Raw genomic sequence first — 15,084 nt, 5'->3', positions numbered from 1 at the left:
CGCCTTAGATACCGACTGTCGCCCCCGAAGGCTTCGATTCAAGTGCGTCGGGACCCAAAAGCACCTTCAGGTCACCGAACATCGAGGAGCTCGGATTCACGCGGTATTTGGAACCTAAACGCATCAGTTCAACGCTTCGGTCTCCCGTGAGCTTGAGCCGAACCTCGGTCTTACCCGGGTACATTCTCAAAACCTCACCTAGTTGCGTCAACAACTGTTCGTTGGCGCGATAGTGCGGGAGGCTAATGACGATGGGACCACCAAGTCCGTCCTCGTGGATTTCCGGAATGGTCATTTCCTGAGCGCTCAACGTGATGCTGCCATCATCGCGGCGCTGGACGCGGCCCTTGATGGAAACAATGAGATCTTCTACGAGCAACGGGGCAATTGGCCCGTAAACCTTGCCGAAGAACATCACTTCCATGGAACCGCTCAGGTCCTCGAGCTCGCAGCGCGCGTACGGATTGCCACTGTTTTTGGCGATACGGCGTTGGAGGGAGGTAATCATGCCCGAGATCGTCACGAAGGATCCATCGGCAGGACCGTCTTCCGAGAGCACTTGGGAAATCTGGTGATCCGCATTGTCGTTGAGCACTTCGCCGAGACCCTGCAACGGGTGGTCGGAGACGTACAGGCCCAGCATTTCGCGTTCGAAGGACAGCTTGTCTTTCTTCTCCCACTCCGGAAGATCCGGGATGGACACCGCAAGGCTGGATCCGGCGCTCGGGTCATCGAACGCGCTGAAAAGGTCGAACTGGTTGGCGGCCTCGTTGCGCTTGAGAGCGATCACCGAGTCGATGGCTTCTTCGTGGATCACCAATAGCGCGCGGCGATGATGACCCATCGAGTCGAACGCGCCGGCCTTGATGAGGGATTCAATGGTGCGCTTGTTGCACACCACGGCAGGAACCTTGCTCAGGAAGTCGGAGAAGTCCTGGAAGGCGCCTTTCTCTTCGCGAGAAGCCACCATGGCGTCCACCACGTTGGAGCCCACGTTGCGGATAGCGCCCATGCCGAAGCGGATGTCCTCCCCCACTGGCGTAAAGGTCAGCGCCGATTCGTTCACGTCCGGCGGCAATACCGTGATGCCCATGTGACGGCACTCGTTCAGGTACAGCGCCAGTTTGTCTTTGTCATCGCCCACGGAGGTCAAGAGCGCGGCCATGTATTCGGCCGGGTAGTGAGCCTTCAAATAGGCGGTCCAGTAGGAGACCACGCCATAGGCCGCCGAGTGAGCCTTGTTGAACGCGTAGTCGGAGAACGGCAACAGGATGGCCCACAGTGTGTTGACGGCTTCCATCGAGTAACCGCGGTCCACCATGCCCTGGGAGAAGCCAGCGAACTGCTTATCCAGTTCAGACTTCTTCTTCTTACCCATGGCACGGCGCAGAATATCTGCTTGACCCAGCGTGTAGCCAGCCAGCTTCTGCGCGATTGCCATCACCTGCTCCTGATACACGATCAGGCCGAAGGTTCCGCCCAAAATCTCCTTGAGCGGCTCTTCAAGCTCAGGGTGAATCGGGGTGACCTCTTGGAGTTTGTTCTTTCGCAGCGCGTAGTTGTTGTGCGCGTTCGCACCCATGGGGCCCGGACGGTAGAGCGCCAAGACGGCGGAAATGTCTTCAAAGTTGTCCGGGCGCATGAGCTTGAGCAGCGAACGCATGGGTCCGCCGTCGAGCTGGAAAACGCCCAGCGTATCGCCGCGCGCCAGAAGGTCGTAAGAGTCTTTGTCATCAAGCGCGAGGGTCTCAAGGTCAAGCTCGAAATCACGATTCTGCTTGATGTTGTTGATGGCGTCGGAGATGATCGTCAGGTTTCGAAGGCCCAAGAAGTCCATCTTGATCAGCCCCAAGCCTTCGCACGTGGGGTAATCAAACTGGGTGATGACCTGTCCGTCTTGAAGGCGGCGCATGATCGGGATGACGTTGATGATCGGTTCCGAGGACATGATGACGCCAGCGGCGTGCACGCCCCACTGACGTTTCAGGCCCTCGAGGCCCTTGGCGGTTTCGAATACCGTCTTGGCTTCTGGGTCCGTGGCGATCAGCTCTCGGAAGTCCCCTGCCTCGCTGTAACGCTTGGCGTCGGGGTTCTCGATGTCCGCAAGCGGGATGTCCTTTGCCATCACCGCTGGCGGCAAAGCCTTAGTGAGGTTGTCACCCATGCTGAACGGGTAGCCCAGCACACGGGCGGAGTCCTTCAGAGCCTGCTTGGTCTTGATGGTTCCGTACGTCACGATCATTGCAACGCGTTCGTCACCATACTTCTTGGTCACGTACTCGATCACTTCGGGGCGGCGACGATCGTCAAAGTCCACGTCGAAGTCGGGCATGGACACACGGTCCGGGTTCAGGAATCGTTCGAAGATCAGACCGTGCTGGAGCGGATCCAGGTCCGTAATACGTAGCGCGTACGCCACCATGGAACCTGCACCGGAACCACGACCGGGACCCACGCGAATGCCGTTGTCCTTGGACCAGTTGATGAAGTCGGCCACCACCAGGAAGTATCCCGGGAAGCCCATCTTGGTGATGACGTCCAGCTCGTAGTCCGCTTGAGCGCGCACCTCATCCGTGACGCCGTTCGGGTAGCGGTACGCCAGACCCTTGGCGACTTCCTTGATGAGCCAGGATTCTTCCGTCTCCCCTTCCGGGCAAGGGAAGCGTGGCATGTAGTTGGCGCTCATATCGAAGGAGACTTCGCACTTTTCGGCGATGAGCAAGGTGTTATCGCATGCCTCTGGCAGCTCCTTGAAGACCTCACGCATCTCTTGCGAAGACTTCAAGTAGTAGCCGGTGCCGGCGAACGCGAAGCGCGAACCGCCCTCGTCATACGTGGGCTCGTCCAGCTTGGAACCCGACTGGATGGCAAGAAGGGCTTCGTGCGCTTTCGCGTCATGCTCGTGCGTGTAGTGAAGATCGTTCGTGGCAACCAGCGGCAAGTTGAGCTCTTTGGCCAACCGCATGAGACCTTCGCGCGTGCGACGCTCAATGCTCAGACCGTGATCCATGAGCTCGCAGTAGTAATTCTCTGCACCGAAAATGTCCCGGAACTCGGAGGCGGCCGCACGGGCTTCCTCATACTGACCCAAACGGAGACGGGTCTGAATCTCTCCCGAAGGACAACCCGTGGTGGCGATGAGGCCCTCACCGTATTTGTTGAGAAGTTCACGGTCCCACCGCGGCCATTTCGAGAACGGTGAATCCAGAGAGGCAATCGAGGAGGCCTCAAAGAGGTTGTGCATGCCCACGTTGTTGCGCGCAAGCAAAGTCATGTGGGTGATCACACCACCACCGGAGACGTCATCGCCCTTCTGGCTCATGTCACCCCAGCGCACACGGGTCTTGTCAGTGCGGGCTATGCCCGGGGCTACGTAGGCTTCAACACCGATGATCGGTTTGATGCCCGCGTCCGTTGCCTGACGCCAAAAGTCGAAAGCTCCAAAGAGGTAGCCGTGGTCTGTGATGGCCATGGCTGGCATCTCTAGGCGTTGCGCCTCAGCGAACAGCTCTTTGAGTCGCGCAGCCCCATCAAGCATCGAGTACTCGGTGTGAGTGTGTAGATGGACGAAGTTCTTCTCATTGCTGCTAGCCACCCATCCAGTCTAATGAGCATCCCCAACACTTAGAGGCAGCCCGGGTGAAGTCGCTAGTGAGCGCCGTCTCGAAGCAGCTCAAGGGCGTGTCGCAAATCCTCCGGGTAGTCGCTGACAAACTCCACGTACTCGCCCGTGACCGGGTGCGGGAAGCCCAGCTTATGAGCGTGCAGCCACTGGCGCACCAGCCCCAGCTCAGCGGACAATCGAGGGTCTGCTCCGTAGGTTTGATCGCCGGCACACGGGTGCTTCATCGCGGAGAAATGCACGCGGATCTGGTGCGTGCGTCCTGTTTCCAAGTGCACTTCCACCAAGGAAGCAGCACCAAAAGCTTCAAGCACTTCGTAGTGGGTGACCGCGTTGCGGCCATCTTCCAAGACCGCGAACTTCCACGAGTGATTCGGGTGGCGCCCAATGGGTGCATCAATGGTGCCCTTGAGCGGCTCTGGTAGACCCTGAACCACTGCGTGGTACACCTTGGTGGGCGTGCGCTCTTTGAACGCACGCTTGAGGGCTGTGTAGCCACGTTCGGTCTGGGCGACCACCATCACTCCCGAAGTGCCAACATCGAGACGGTGAACAATGCCCTGACGTTCCGGGCTTCCGGACGTAGAAATTCGGTAGCCAGCCCCGGCCAACGCACCCACCACGGTGGGACCAACCCATCCTGGGCTGGGATGAGCAGCTACGCCCACTGGCTTATCGATCACCACAAAGTCGGGGTCTTCGCCAAGAATCTTGAGATCTTGCACAGTCTCCACCTTTACAGCCATGGGATCGAAACGCTCGGGAACCCGAACGTTCACAGTTTCGCCAGCGCGGACCTTACGGGACTTCGCGGCAGGTTGCCCGGCAACGCTGACCCAACCAGAAGCGCACCACTGGGCCACTTCACCGCGAGGCTCCCCCAAGCGCGCAGAAAGGAAAGCATCCAGACGCAAGCCTGCGTCGTCGTCCTCTATCAGAAAATCTTCGGAAATCTCAGGCTTCACCTAGCCGCGCTCCGACTCACTCGAAGCATCCTCAACGGCACCCTTCGGCGCCACAACGTCCTTGGTGCCGTCAACGCGACGGCCCACGAACATGAGCAAGCAAATACCAATCATCGAACACACAATGAACGAATCAGCGATGTTGAAGATGGCGAAATTCGGCACCGAAATGAAATCCACTACGTGCCCCTGGAAGAACGCCGGCGGTCGGAAGAGACGGTCCGTCAGGTTTCCCGCGACGCCGCCCAACAAACCACCCAACGCCACAGCCCACCAGAGGGAGCCGAGCTTACGGAGCAAGAACAAGACAAAAATGAACACCGCGGCCATCAGCAGCGAAAAAACCCACGTAAATTCTGTGCCGATCGAGAACGCGGCCCCCGGGTTGCGAATGAAGTACCAGTTCAGAACGGGTGGAATCACCGGAATGACTTGGCCCTCATACATGTTGTTCTCAACCCACCACTTCGTGAGCTGATCGGCTGCGTACGCAATAATCGCCAGCGAAAGCGCCATCGCCACCAAACGCCCACGCGAATGCTTCTTGGCCGGTTCTTCGGTTGCTGTCACCACAGGGTCATCGTTCATTGCTCACCTTTTCTCAAGCCCACGAAACAACAATGTCGGCGACCCAAGGGCCACCGACATTGTGCCTAAATCACTCAATTAAGCCCGAGAGGCTTAGCGCTGCGTGTTCTCCGCCGATGCGGTCTCCACGGAGCCCTTGGACTCGAGATCGCGCAACTGACCCTCGATGTACGTCTTGAGACGTCCACGGTAGTCACGCTCAAAGCCACGCAACTGGTCAATCTTAGATTCAAGAACGGTCTTCTTCTGGTCAAGATCGGTCAGCGTCTTGCGAGTGGTTTCCTCGGCGTCGCTCACCATCTTCTTGGAACGCGTATCTGCGTCCGTGACCAGCTTCTGGGACTTGGCGTTGGCGTCAGACACGAGGGTCTCAGCCTTGCTCTTCGCCTCAGCGATGAGCTTGTCGCGCTGCTCGATGCCGGCGCTGACGTATTCGTCATGCAAGCGCTGAGCCATGGCAAGAACGCCGGTGGCAGATTCTGCCGTAACGCGGTGCTGTTCTCCACCTGGAGCGGCGGTTGCGGTGGCTGCCGACTGAGTCGAAGCGAAGTTCGCAGCAGCAACAGTCTTATCTGCACCCTTGTCATCAGCTGCAGCAGCGTCCTTGACGGCTGGAACCGGAGCCGGAACCTTGGTGTCATCCGCAGTAGCTGCAGCAGGAGCGGCGGCTTCCTTGCCAGCCTGAAGTTCTGTAACGCGCTGACGAAGCTCGTTATTTTCCTTGTTCAGGCGGCGCAACTCAGTCACGATCTCATCGAGGAAGTCATCCACCTCGATCTGGTCATAACCTTCACGGAACTTGGTGGGCTGGAACCGCTTGTTGACAACGTCTTCAGGCGTGAGCGCCATAATTCACCTCTGATACTCGTTTGTTCGCCCGCACCTCGTATGAAAATGCGGACTTGGCCGGGGGAATCTCTGCATCCGTCATTGACACACTGGGACGCGTCCCTCTGTTTACTGACGATTGCACAGCCCCACCCGGAGACTACTCGTTGTTCATAGTATCGCGACGACACGCAGACTATTAACTTTCGGCCACAAGAAAAATGGGCCAACAGTCCTCAGGGGACGCGAATTATCCGAATTGCAGAACGATGAACTTCAAAATGATGACAGCGAAGAACAGCAAGATGAAGGCCAGATCCAGGCGAATACCGCCGAAATCCAACGTAGGAACCTTGGAACGGATCCAGCGCATCGGCGGATCCGTCACGGTATACACCGCCATAGCTGTCATGAGGGCAACACCCTTAGGACGCCAGGATCGCGCGAAAGACTGGGTCACATCCAGCACAATGCGGATAATGAGCAGCACTTGAATAACTGTCAGTGCCGCGTAGAGCAAACCGAATAGAAGACTCACAGCGTGAGCTGACCTCGCCTAGCTTTGGTTGAAGAAGGTCGTCTGACCTTCGGCAGCTTTTTTGTCCTCGCCGATGACCTCAACGGTCGCTGGCGAGAGCAAGAACACCTTGTTGGTGATGCGATCAATCGTACCGTGTAGTGCGAACACGAGTCCGGCGGAGAAATCAACGAGGCGCTTAGCGTCCGACTCTCCCATGTCCGTCACGTTCATGATGACCGGAATTCCTTCACGGAAAGCCTCGCCAATGAGCTTCGCATCGTTGTAAGAACGCGGGTGCACGGTGGTGATTTGACGCACGGAGAATTCCTCTTCACGACTTGAGCTAGCGCGCTTAATAGGGGTAACAGGTGCGCGGTACTCTTCCACGCGGCTCACGGTAGCAGGACGCGGAGCGGCTTCTTCTCGAAGCGGACGCACCACGTCATCATCGCGGCGCACTGGTGCAACCTGGGCACGAGCGTCATCGCGATCATCGTCACGCTCGTCGACAGCGACGCGGCGCGATTCTGGGCGCGCTTCGTGCTCAATTTTGTCGTTGTAATCCTGGTCTTCGCTATCCGCGAGGCCCAAGTAAATCATGGTCTTCCGCAAGGCGCCGGACATGGCTTCTCCTTAGTGCTGTTCCTTGATCATGCGGCGCCAGAGGGCACTACCACACGATTTGTCTTCGCTGATTCGACGCTACCGCACAGCAGGGCGGGGCCCGAGGACATCCGAGCCAATCCGCAGGTGTGTCGCACCAGACTCTATGGCTGCTTCTAAATCGTGGCTCATGCCGGCAGACATGATGCTTGCGTCTGGGTAGAGACGGTTCAGTCCGTCCAGTTCCTCACGCAATCGGTCAAATACTTTGCCCGGTTCAGCACCCAGCGGGGCTACCGTCATGAGACCTCGCAAGGTGAGGTGCTGGGTTTCGCTGATGGCCGCGGCGAGTGCGGCAATTTCTTGGGGTACGACGCCGCCACGTTGCGCGCCGCTACTCGCTGGCGTTGCGTCGTGGTCGGGTGAGAATTCCTCACCGAAATCTACTTGGATGAGCACTTCGAGATCCGGACGCGCTGGCTCGCCGGCTTCTTCAGCAGCGGCGATTTCCCGGGCCATGGCTTTACCCAAAGCGTTCACGATTGAAGCGCGGTCCACCGAATGCACCATAGAGGCATACCGCACGACGCTCTTGGCCTTGTTGGATTGCAGCTGGCCAATGAAGTGCCACCGCAGGTTCAGGTCGCTGAGTTCGGCCGACTTAGCAGCTGCCTCTTGATCCTTGTTTTCGCCGAAGTCGGTCATGCCAAACTCGTGCAGGATTTGCACGTCGCTGGCTGGGAAGAACTTGGAGACCACAATGAGCTGGGGAGCTTGTTCCCGTCCCGCTTTTTCTGTCGCCTCTGCGATTCGCCGCTGGACGCTTTCAAGCCGGGTGCGCAGATCACGTGCGCGGTCTTCAGCCGAGGCGGTCATTTTTGTCCCTCCACGGACAACCAGACGAGTCCCGCTAGACGTCCGGTCTTGGAGTCTCGACGGTAGGAGAAGTAGGAATCGTTTTCGAGGGTGCACTCGTGAGTCTCGTGTGGGATGCCTCCGAGCTCACGCACGATCTGTGCGGCGGTGCGTGGAAGATCGAGAGCAGGAGTGTCCCACGAAGTAGTGCTGGCGATACCGGGGTGGGTAGCTTCGGCATCCTCTTGCATCTGCTGCGGAACTTCGTAGCACGATCCGCAAATGGACGGTCCAATCCATGCTTCGAAGGATGTGGCACCTGCTGTGCGAAGTTCAGCGACGGTGTTCTCGATGATGCCGTCTAAAAGTCCTTTTCGCCCCGCGTGTGCAACCGCAGTGACGGGAGCACCGTCCGCTTCGTTGACACCTACAAAGACCAGTGGCACGCAATCGGCCACAAGCACCGCCATGGGTTGATTGCCGGCGGCGCTGATGAGACCGTCAGCGGTGGGCGCATCCTGACCCGGACTTGCTGGCTCCGCCACCACGGCAGAATGCACTTGGTTCATGTAAGCGATGGGGGTTTCGGTTAGTCCCAGCTGCTTTTCTAGACTCGCGCGATTCCTTGCCACGTTAAAAGGATCATCCCCCACGTGGCCTGCCAGATTGCCCTCTTCTTGAGAGGTGAATGCAACCTTGACGGCGGGGGCCAGCGTGGAGGAATAGATCTTCATTCGTTATGCAACTTTTCGTACGTGTTGCCGCATCCCCTCATGCAAGCGGATGCGGCAACGGGCGTTTACGTTTACTTCAAGAAGTCTGGAACATCGAGTTCGTCGCCGCCGCCGGCGTTCAAGTCTGGCTCTACGACTGCAGGCAACTCTTCGAACTGCTGCTGTGGAGCGGCAGAGTTGTTATTGAAGTTGTTGTTCTGCTGGTTTCCCGGCTGGTTGCCTGCCGAGCCTGCGTTAGCTGGCTGAGCTGGACGGGTTGGGGCTGCGCCCCATCCACCGGACTGGCCTGGCTTGAGTGGCATGGTTCCTGGAACAGACGGAGCCTGTGGTGCGGTGGCCGGAGCAGGGTTGTTCTGCTGAACGGCCGGACGCTGAGCTGGAGCCTGAGCCGGCGCGGAAGGCTGGTTGTTCTGCGGAGCCTGCTGTGGCACTGCGCGCTGGTGATTCTGTGGCGACTGGCTGGTGGCATCCACCTGGTCAAAGCCGGCAGCAATCACGGTCACGCGAGCCTCATCTCCCAGAGCATCGTCAATGACGGCACCGAAGATGATGTTGGCTTCTGGGTGAGCGACTTCCTGAACCAAGCGAGCGGCTTCGTTGATTTCGAACAAGCCGAGATCCGAACCACCCTGAATGGACAACAGCACACCGTAGGCGCCGTCGATGGAAGCTTCAAGCAGTGGGGATGCGATGGCGAGCTCGGCTGCCTTGACCGCACGGTCTTCACCGCGAGCGGAGCCGATACCCATCAAAGCGGAGCCTGCGCCCTGCATGACGGACTTTACGTCGGCAAAGTCAAGGTTGATCAAACCTGGAGTGGTGATGAGGTCCGTGATGCCCTGAACACCGGAAAGCAAGACCTGGTCTGCGGAGCGGAAAGCATCCAAGACCGAGACGTTGCGGTCACTGATGGACAGCAAACGGTCGTTCGGGATCACAATGAGGGTGTCAACTTCGTCGCGCAACGAGTCAATGCCAGTCTCGGCAGAGTTTGCGCGGCGGCGACCTTCAAAAGTAAACGGACGCGTGACAACACCGATCGTCAACGCACCGAGGGACCGGGCGATGCGTGCAACGACGGGAGCGCCACCGGTACCGGTTCCGCCACCTTCGCCGGCGGTCACGAACACCATGTCTGCGCCACGAAGAACTTCTTCAATTTCTTCAGCGTGATCTTCGGCTGCCTGACGGCCAACCTCTGGGTTGGCACCGGCGCCAAGTCCGCGGGTAAGTTCACGTCCTACATCGAGCTTCACGTCAGCGTCGCTCATCAGGAGGGCCTGAGCATCGGTGTTGATAGCGATGAACTCTACGCCTCGCAAACCGACCTCGATCATTCGGTTCACGGCGTTGACGCCACCGCCGCCAATTCCGACGACCTTAATGACGGCCAAGTAATTCTGAGGAGCTGCCACAGCGTTTGTCCCTTTTTCTTGTGGTGTTGTACTGCTAGTTTCAAGTCTGCCAAGACGCGAACGGCGACACGCGCAACATTCGCAACCTTAACCCTTAACTTCAGGGTTAGAGTTATGTCAAGTTCTTCTGTTAGAACGCTATGGGGTGTGCCCTAGCGATTCAATGACATCCGTTGCGTGTCGCGAAATAACGATCATTCACACGCTTTACGCAGGATGCCTCAACCTACTTTGTCACGGGATGGTCCGGGCTCGAGACATCAATGGTCTCCCCTGATTCTTCAGGATCAACCGTCAAGAGTGCGGCGAGCACTGCAGCCTTCTTAGAACCCTCATCCGCTGAACCCCACACAATGGTGCGGCCATCGTTGAGTTTGAGCTGAACCGAATCAATTGAGGATGCCGTTGCCGAGGCAAGTTCCGCACGAACTTCTGAGGTGATCTCACCGAGCACTTGAGTTACGGCTAGAAAGACGTCCTGGTCCTTGCTTCCGTTGGCCAGCTCGATCACGGGAAGTGATTCGCTGTTCTTCTCGGTTGCAGGCGCTAGTGCGTGACCATCGGATGCCACCAAGTTCTGGGAGCTCCCGTCGCGCATCACGGCAACAGGAACGTACTCAATGACCTGGACATCCAGAGTGGCTGGCGTTTGGGCCTGAACCACTACGTCCTCCACCGCTGGGTCATCTTTCAAGAGCTCGAGCACGCGATCCGAACTGATTTGTGGAAGCGGGGTGCCCTTGATTGATTCCAGTCGTTCGGTCACAGCCTTAGCCGTGGTCAACGAAGTGCCATGGACGTTAATGTTTTTGACGGCCAGCAACGGCGAGAACCACAAAATCAGCATGACTGCAACAACGACTCCCACGGCACCGCCGAGCCACCACAGCAACTTTCGTCGTCGAAGTTTCGCCTCCACCACAGGCAGTCCAATAACGTTGGAGCTTTCCTCTGGGGAACCGGTTTCCTTGTTCCGAAGCAAGGAATTGGAGTTCAAATCTGTGGAGTCTTGATTCTTAGCCATTCAGCTCCGCCACGATCCGCGGGCCCAGTTCAGTCACATCGCCAGCACCGATGGTCATGATGATGTCGCCAGGCTCAGCCTTGGCAACAAGCTCGGACGGCGCGTGCTCAAAAGTAGTGAGGCTGCCGCTGATTTCAAGAGCGTCAACGATGAGGTCACTGGTAACCCCGGGGATTGCTTGTTCGCGAGCTGGATAAATATCCAGAATCAGTGCGGTATCAGCCAAAGAAAGCGCCTCAGCAAATTCACGCGTGAACTCTTTGGTCCGGGAGAACAAATGAGGCTGGAACACTACGTGTACTTTTCCGCCGCCAGCCACCGTGCGCGCTGCCTTGAGCGCGGCGAGAACTTCGGTGGGGTGGTGCGCGTAGTCATCGAATACACGGATATCGCGGGCTTCGCCCTTGGCTTCGAAGCGACGAGCGGATCCTCGGAAGAGTCCCACCGCGCGGGCGGCTTCCTCTGGATCGAGTCCGGCGTCCACGCCAACGGCGAAAGCGGCGGTGGCGTTGAGCAAGTTGTGGTTTCCAGGGACTTTCAGTTCAAGGTCAACGCTCTCGCCGCTCCCCCACTCTAGGGTGGCGGAGAAGGCGCTGCCTTCGGTTCTGACGTCGGTGATGCGCCGATCAGCGAAGTCAGCGAAACCATAGGTTTGGACTCGGATGTCGTCACGCTCGGCGCGCATTCGCTTTGCCAGCGCTAGGGATCCAGGATCATCCGCGCAGCACACCAGCAAGCCGTCGGCTGGCAGCAATGAAGCGAAGAGATGGAAGGCTTCATGAACAGCCTCGGCGGTGCCGTAGTGGTCCAAGTGGTCCGCTTCAACGTTCGTTACGACTACTGCGTTGGGGCGGTAGTTCAAGAACGAGGCATCGGATTCATCGGCTTCAGCAACAAAAACCTGACCTTCGCCAAGTTCGGCATTCTTACCAATACCGGCGACGTTCGCGCCAATGGCAAAGCTGGGCGACAACCCGGCTTCGCGGAACATCACGGCAATCATGGAAGACGTGGTGGTTTTTCCGTGGGTACCGGCAACGGTCACCGTGAAGTACCCGTTCATCACGGCGGAGAGCGCTTCGGAGCGGTGCAGAATGCGCAAGCCACGGCGCACTGCTTCGTCGTACTCAGGGTTTCCCGGCTTGATGATCGAAGAGATGACGACCGTGTCAACGTCTTCGAGGTTCTCTGCCGCGTACCCTACGAACGTGCGGGCACCGAGCTCTTCAAGTTCGTGAAGTACTGGTAGGTCCTTGGCGTCAGTACCGGACACGGTTACCCCGCGCGCCACGAGAAGCCGTGCTACCGCGGACACGCCCACGCCGCCGATGCCCAACAAGTGGGTCCGGCCCAGATCGTTGACATGAAGTTGCTGTTGCATTAGTCCTCTTTTGCGGCGGTGGATTGAGTGCGGAATTTGATAGCTTCTTCGCGAATAAGCACGGCCATGCGTTCGGCGGCATCGCGCCTACCCACTCGGGTTGACGCTTCGCTCATTGCATCGAGTCTCTGGGGGTTGAGCGCAAGCGGGACCACCGTCGAGAGGAACCACTCCGGAGTGAAACCGGTGTCCTCCACCATGTGCGCGCCACCAGCTTCAACCAAGGGCCGTGCGTTCAACTTCTGTTCGCCGTTTCCAATGGGAAGCGGCACCAGGATTGCTGGAACACCGACGGCGGCCAGTTCGCAGACAGTTCCTGCACCTGCCCGTGAAATGAAAAGATCTGCCGCTGCGTACGCGTTTTCCATACCGTCAACAAACTCAGTCTGGACGTAGCCTGGCTGCTGAACCGGCTGCCCTTGCTGGTCAAGAATGGCCTTGCCTTTTCCGGTGATGTGCAGAATCTGCAGCTCGGATGCGGGAAGCTTGGGCAGGACGGACTTCAAAGTCTGGTTCAGCGAAGCGGCCCCCAAGGATCCGCCTGTCACCACAATGGTGGGACGGTCTGGATCCAGGCCGAAGAACTCGCGCGCTTGACGCTGACGGGCCTTTCGGTCCAGGTTAGCGATTGCGGATTTCATCGGCATGCCGACGATTTCTACGCGCTCCAGCCCCGTGCCCGGGAATGCCGCCGCAATTCGAGCAGCGAAACGGGCGCCCAACTTGTTCGCTAAGCCGGCCTTCGCGTTCGCTTCGTGGAGCACAACAGGGATCCGGCGGCGTCGTGCAGCGAGGTACACCGGCGTACACACATAACCACCGACGCCCACGGCAACATCAGCCTGTGCGGCGTCCAAAATGTCACCGGCTTGACGAATCGCGGCTGCAAAACGGCCCGGGAACTTGAGCAGATCCACGGAAGGACGTCGCGGCATCGGCACGCGATGAATGGTCTTCAGCTCGTAGCCTGCAAGCGGAACAATGCGAGTTTCCATGCCTGAGGGCGTACCCACCACGGTTACGTCGGTGGCAGCGTCTTCCACCTTCAGAGCGTCGGCGATTGCGAGCATGGGAGAGATGTGCCCCGCGGTGCCGCCGCCCGCCAGGACGATCGAGACTGGCCTTGAGATCGAATTCTCCACAGTGTCCTTCAGTGTTGCGTTAGTTGCACGATCCGCCGTCGTGTGGAAAGCGCATCAGTTAGCGGGTGGTCAAGAGTGGGGACTCTGCGCATCCCAAAAATGGGCGGCACAGGGGCTGAGTCATTTTCCTCGTTTGGAAGCAACAGCAGCTTTCGAGGTCGCCCCGATGGAATCGTTGTGCGAATCTCGAGCAAAAGCCATTACTACGCCTACTGCCAAGAGGACCATGAACAAAGCAGTACCACCATAACTAATGAACGGCAATGGAACACCGATCACGGGCAGTAGACCCGTAACCATGCCAATGTTCACGAATGCTTGACCCACTACCCAGACCATGATGCCACCCGTTGCAATGCGCACGAACGGATCCTTGGCACGCGCTGCTACTCGGTACATCGCAACAGCCAGGGCACCGAAAAGAACAATCACCACGAGGGATCCAAAGAGGCCCAGCTCTTCTCCGAGGATGCTGAAAATGAAGTCGTTGTGCGCTTCGGGAATGTACTTCCACTTTTGGCGAGACTGGCCCAGCCCCACGCCAAACCAGGATCCGGAAGCCAGGGCTTGAAGTCCGGCAAGTGGCTGGTCGCACGCGGAGTTGGTGTCACAGTCAATGCGCAACCACGCGTTGATACGGCCTACGCGGTTACCCGAGAGCAGCACCATGGCGATAGCACCCACGATGGCAACGAGGCCGGTGATGCCAAAGAGTTTCATATTTGCCCCGCCCAAGAACAGGAGGGCGGTGAGGATCAGGCCAAGGATGATTGCGGTACCCAAGTCCTGACCCAACAGCACCAAGCCAATGAGCAGGGCGCCACCTGGGAAGACCACGGGAACGATGGCGTGAAGAGTCCGGTGCGCCAACGCGCCCTTCATCGCAAGGACGTGAGCGCCCCAAATGGCGAGAGCTAGCTTGGCGGCTTCAGAGGGCTGACCGGTGAATGAACCGATCTTGATCCAGTTACGGTTGCCGTACACTTCCACGCCGAGCGGTGTGAAGACCAAGCCCAATAAGCCCACAGCCAGCACCAGAAGGATCCACGACATTTTGCGAAAAGCAGCTACGGGGAAGCGAGATAACGCCAGCATTCCCACAACGCCTAAGGCAGCGAAGAGTCCCTGCCGCAAGAACAACGCGTAGGAGGAGTCCTCTTCCGTGATGGCTTCCACCGATGACGAGGACAGCACCATGACAAGGCCAATGACGGTCAGCGCTAGCGTGACACCCAAGATGACGTAGTACAAGGGGCCGGAGCCTTGGCTGGGGTTTCCGTCGATGCGCTTCCAGAACCGGTCCATGAACGTGTTGCGTCCGCGGTTTGACCCGTTGCGAGGAGACTTCTGTGCGGCGCCCGTTGGTGCTGATGCGTCGATAGCCACGAGGATCTCCTAACTGGGTAG

General features: G+C 58.3%; 13 protein-coding genes. All 13 read right to left on the bottom strand.

The genetic code is table 11. The features are described 5' to 3' along the window. Nucleotides 1-4: 4 nt before the first annotated feature. Complete coding sequence (gene dnaE / locus HD598_RS12080; protein ID WP_183666184.1) at nt 5-3,595, bottom strand: DNA polymerase III subunit alpha; 3,591 nt, start codon at nt 3,593-3,595, stop codon at nt 5-7. 53 nt (nt 3,596-3,648) lie between these two features. Then, a complete protein-coding gene (locus tag HD598_RS12075; RefSeq protein WP_409366189.1) occupies nt 3,649-4,587 on the bottom strand; it encodes an RluA family pseudouridine synthase in 939 nt (312 codons plus the stop codon). Then, nucleotides 4,588-5,175 (bottom strand): signal peptidase II, encoded by a 588-nt coding sequence (lspA, locus tag HD598_RS12070; protein ID WP_183666182.1) that lies wholly within the window; start codon nt 5,173-5,175, stop codon nt 4,588-4,590. Between the two features lie 93 nt (nt 5,176-5,268). Further along, a complete protein-coding gene (locus tag HD598_RS12065; RefSeq protein WP_183666179.1) occupies nt 5,269-6,024 on the bottom strand; it encodes a DivIVA domain-containing protein in 756 nt (251 codons plus the stop codon). A 229-nt stretch (nt 6,025-6,253) separates the two neighbouring features. Next, the gene (locus HD598_RS12060; protein WP_071893212.1) at nt 6,254-6,541 is read right to left on the bottom strand and encodes a YggT family protein; all 288 of its coding nucleotides are present in this window, start codon (nt 6,539-6,541) and stop codon (nt 6,254-6,256) included. Between the two features lie 18 nt (nt 6,542-6,559). After that, nucleotides 6,560-7,147 (bottom strand): cell division protein SepF, encoded by a 588-nt coding sequence (locus HD598_RS12055; RefSeq protein WP_071893211.1) that lies wholly within the window; start codon nt 7,145-7,147, stop codon nt 6,560-6,562. Nucleotides 7,148-7,225: 78 nt separating this feature from the next. Continuing rightward, nucleotides 7,226-8,002, bottom strand: coding sequence for a YggS family pyridoxal phosphate-dependent enzyme (locus tag HD598_RS12050; protein ID WP_183666177.1), 777 nt, complete (start codon nt 8,000-8,002; stop codon nt 7,226-7,228). Then, a complete protein-coding gene (locus HD598_RS12045) occupies nt 7,999-8,715 on the bottom strand; it encodes a polyphenol oxidase family protein (RefSeq protein WP_183666175.1) in 717 nt (238 codons plus the stop codon). The genes HD598_RS12050 and HD598_RS12045 overlap by 4 nt, the downstream gene beginning before the upstream one ends. A 71-nt stretch (nt 8,716-8,786) precedes the next feature. Continuing rightward, a complete protein-coding gene (gene ftsZ, locus HD598_RS12040) occupies nt 8,787-10,130 on the bottom strand; it encodes a cell division protein FtsZ (protein WP_183666173.1) in 1,344 nt (447 codons plus the stop codon). Between the two features lie 226 nt (nt 10,131-10,356). Further along, nucleotides 10,357-11,154 (bottom strand): cell division protein FtsQ/DivIB, encoded by a 798-nt coding sequence (locus HD598_RS12035; protein ID WP_183666171.1) that lies wholly within the window; start codon nt 11,152-11,154, stop codon nt 10,357-10,359. After that, complete coding sequence (gene murC, locus HD598_RS12030; RefSeq protein ID WP_183666169.1) at nt 11,147-12,535, bottom strand: UDP-N-acetylmuramate--L-alanine ligase; 1,389 nt, start codon at nt 12,533-12,535, stop codon at nt 11,147-11,149. The genes HD598_RS12035 and murC overlap by 8 nt, the downstream gene beginning before the upstream one ends. After that, the gene (gene murG / locus HD598_RS12025; protein ID WP_311539033.1) at nt 12,535-13,677 is read right to left on the bottom strand and encodes an undecaprenyldiphospho-muramoylpentapeptide beta-N-acetylglucosaminyltransferase; all 1,143 of its coding nucleotides are present in this window, start codon (nt 13,675-13,677) and stop codon (nt 12,535-12,537) included. The genes murC and murG overlap by 1 nt, the downstream gene beginning before the upstream one ends. Nucleotides 13,678-13,797: 120 nt before the next feature. Next, complete coding sequence (gene ftsW, locus HD598_RS12020; protein WP_311539032.1) at nt 13,798-15,063, bottom strand: putative lipid II flippase FtsW; 1,266 nt, start codon at nt 15,061-15,063, stop codon at nt 13,798-13,800. Between the last annotated feature and the right edge of the window lie 21 nt (nt 15,064-15,084).

This window comes from Neomicrococcus aestuarii, from assembly GCF_014201135.1.
Lineage (GTDB): Bacteria > Actinomycetota > Actinomycetes > Actinomycetales > Micrococcaceae > Neomicrococcus > Neomicrococcus aestuarii.
This window is presented reverse-complemented; position numbering and strand designations above follow the sequence as displayed.